Here is a 2,584-nt window from a genome sequence, read left to right on the forward strand (position 1 = left end):
GTACGCCTCCGGTGAGCACCGCCTTGGCAAAGTAGGGGTCGGCGCCTGAGGTTTGCGTGGCGCGTCATCGCGCGGACGCAAACGAGTTGCAAACGTCATGGCTTATCAGCGGGTCGAGGTTCTGACTGGGACGGAGCGGCGGCGGAACTACACGCCGGCGGAGAAGGTCCGAATGGTCGAGGAGGCGTTCCGCCCCGGCGTGGTGGTGACGGAGGCAGCCCGCCGGCTGGGCGTGCACGAAAGTCTGCTGTACCGCTGGCGAGGGCTGATGAAGGCCAGCGGGACCGCCGTGGCCGAACCGTCCAGCTTCGTCGCGGTGACCATCACGCCGGAGCCGACCGTAACCGAACCGCCGGTCGTGGAGCCCCCTGAGCCATTGCCGCTTCCGGCCACGCCGGCCACGCGCCCGGCGGTCCTCGAGGTCATCCTGCCCAGCGGGGCACGCCTGCGTCTGGAAGGGCCGGTCGATCCGGCCCTGGCGGCGGCCGTCGTCGGTGCCCTGGCATGATCCCGGTGCCGAGCGGGGTGCGGGTGTGGCTGGCCACCGGGCACACCGACATGCGCAAGGGCTGGGCGAGCTTGGCGCTGCTGGTGCAGGAGCGCTTCGCCCAAGACCCGCACAGCGGCCATCTCTTCCTCTTCCGCGGGCGCCGCGGCGATCTGGTGAAGATCATTTGGCATGACGGCCAGGGCAGCTGCCTGTTCATGAAGAGACTGGAGCGGGGCCGTTTCATCTGGCCCACGCCGGTGGACGGCGCGGTGGCGATCTCGGTCGGGCAGATGGGCTATCTGCTTGAGGGCATCGACTGGCGCAACCCGCAGAAGACCTGGCGCCCCGAGGCCGCGGGGTGACTGCGACACGGTGAATCGACGGGCCGGTTCAGGGGGGATTGCGGCGGCTTGACGATGCAATCCCAGGTAAACTGGCGTCATGACCGCCAACCTGACCAACGACATCGCCACTCTGCGCGCCGCCTTGGCGCAGGCCGAGGCGCGGGCGGACGCGGCGGAAGCCGAAGCGGCGCGGGCCAAGGCGATGGCGTCGAACACCGAGGCGCTGATCGCCGGCCTGAAGCTGGAGATCGAGAAGCTCCGGCGCGAGCTCTACGGCACGCGCTCCGAGCGCAAGGCGCGTCTGCTGGACCAGTTGGAGTTCCAGCTCGAAGAGCTGGAAGCGACGGCCGGCGAGGACGAGTTGGCGGCCGAGCAGGCCGCTGCCAAAACCACCGCGGTGGCGGCCTTCACCCGCAAGCGGCCCTCGCGCCAGCCCTTTCCCGACCACCTGCCGCGCGAGCGCGTCGTTGTGCCGGCCCCGGCGAGTTGCCCGTGCTGCGGCTCGGACAAGCTGTGCAAGCTCGGTGAGACGATCACCGAGACGCTGGAGGTGATCCCGCGCCACTGGAAGGTGATCCAGACGGTGCGGGAGCGGTTCTCCTGCCGGGCCTGCGAGGCGATCACCCAGCCTCCGGCGCCGTTCCACGCCACCCCACGCGGCTGGGCCGGCCCCAACCTGCTGGCCACCCTCCTGTTCGAGAAGTTTGGCCAGCATCAGCCGCTGAACCGGCAGGCCGAGCGCTTCGCGCGGGAGGGCGTGCCGCTCAGCCTGTCCACCCTGGCCGACCAGGTGGGCACCGCCGCCGCGGTGCTGAAGCCGCTGCACGACCTGATCGCGGCGCATGTGATGGCGGCCGGGAGGCTGCATGGCGATGACACGCCGGTGCCCGTGCTGGCCAAGGGCAAGACCGACACCGGGCGGCTGTGGGTGTACGTGCGCAACGACCGGCCGTTCGCCGGCCAAGCCCCACCGGCGGCGCTGTTTCACTATTCGCGCGACCGTAAGGGCGAACACCCCGAACGGCACCTGGCCGGCTTCACCGGCTGGCTGCAGGCCGATGCGTTCGCCGGCTACAACCGGCTGTACGAGCCCGACCGTCAGCCGGGGCCGATCCATGCCGCGCTGTGCTGGGCGCATGCCCGGCGCGGCTTCTTCAAGTTGGCCGACATCGCCGCGAACACCAAGCGCGGCAAGGATGCTCCGCCAATCTCACCGCTGGCGCTGGAGGCCGTGACGCGCATCGACGCAATCTTCGATCTCGAGCGTGCCCTGAACGGCAAGCCGACGGCCGAGCGGCTGGCGGCACGCCAGGAGCGTGGCGTCGCCCTGGTAGCTGCGTTGGAAGCTTGGATGCGGACGGAGCGAGCCCGTCTCTCCCGCCATGCCCCCGTGGCCAAGGCGATGGACTACATGCTGACGCGCTGGGACGGCTTCACCCGGTTCCTCGGCGATGGCCGGCTGTGCCTGACGAACAACGCCGCCGAACGCGGCCTGCGCGGGATCGCCCTGGGCAGAAAGGCGTGGCTGTTCTGCGGATCCGATCGCGGCGGGCAGCGAGCGGCGATTATGTACGGCCTGATCACCACGGCAAAGCTCAACGACGTCGATCCCCAGGCGTGGCTCGCCGACGTGCTGGCGCGCATAAACGACATGCCCCAAACCCGCCTACACGAACTCGTGCCCTGGGAATGGAAGGCAATCCGCGAGCAGACGAAAGCTGTCTGACCGCGGCACTCAGCGGATGCTTAC

Annotated in this window: 3 protein-coding genes; all 3 read left to right on the forward strand. The window is 69.7% G+C overall.

The features are described 5' to 3' along the window. The first annotated feature begins 97 nt into the window (after positions 1-97). The 3 genes from tnpA to tnpC all read left to right on the forward strand — a co-directional run bounded on the left by tnpA (position 98) and on the right by tnpC (position 2,560). Positions 98-508 (forward strand): IS66-like element accessory protein TnpA, encoded by a 411-nt coding sequence (gene tnpA / locus QSG27_RS28480; protein WP_306712163.1) that lies wholly within the window; start codon positions 98-100, stop codon positions 506-508. Beyond that, positions 505-852, forward strand: a complete 348-nt coding sequence (tnpB, locus tag QSG27_RS28485; RefSeq protein WP_306712165.1) for an IS66 family insertion sequence element accessory protein TnpB — start codon at positions 505-507, stop codon at positions 850-852. The genes tnpA and tnpB overlap by 4 nt, the downstream gene beginning before the upstream one ends. Before the next feature lie 79 nt (positions 853-931). Then, a complete protein-coding gene (gene tnpC / locus QSG27_RS28490) occupies positions 932-2,560 on the forward strand; it encodes an IS66 family transposase (RefSeq protein WP_306712167.1) in 1,629 nt (542 codons plus the stop codon). Positions 2,561-2,584: the final 24 nt, after the last annotated feature.

Source organism: Azospirillum isscasi (genome assembly GCF_030849505.1).
Taxonomy (GTDB): Bacteria; Pseudomonadota; Alphaproteobacteria; order Azospirillales; family Azospirillaceae; genus Azospirillum; species Azospirillum isscasi.

Coding starts and splice junctions, on each gene's coding strand:
- tnpC (WP_306712167.1), top strand. CDS start 932: ATGACCGCCAACCTGACCAACGACATCGCCACTCTGCGCGCCGCCTTG.
- tnpB (WP_306712165.1), top strand. CDS start 505: ATGATCCCGGTGCCGAGCGGGGTGCGGGTGTGGCTGGCCACCGGGCAC.
- tnpA (WP_306712163.1), top strand. CDS start 98: ATGGCTTATCAGCGGGTCGAGGTTCTGACTGGGACGGAGCGGCGGCGG.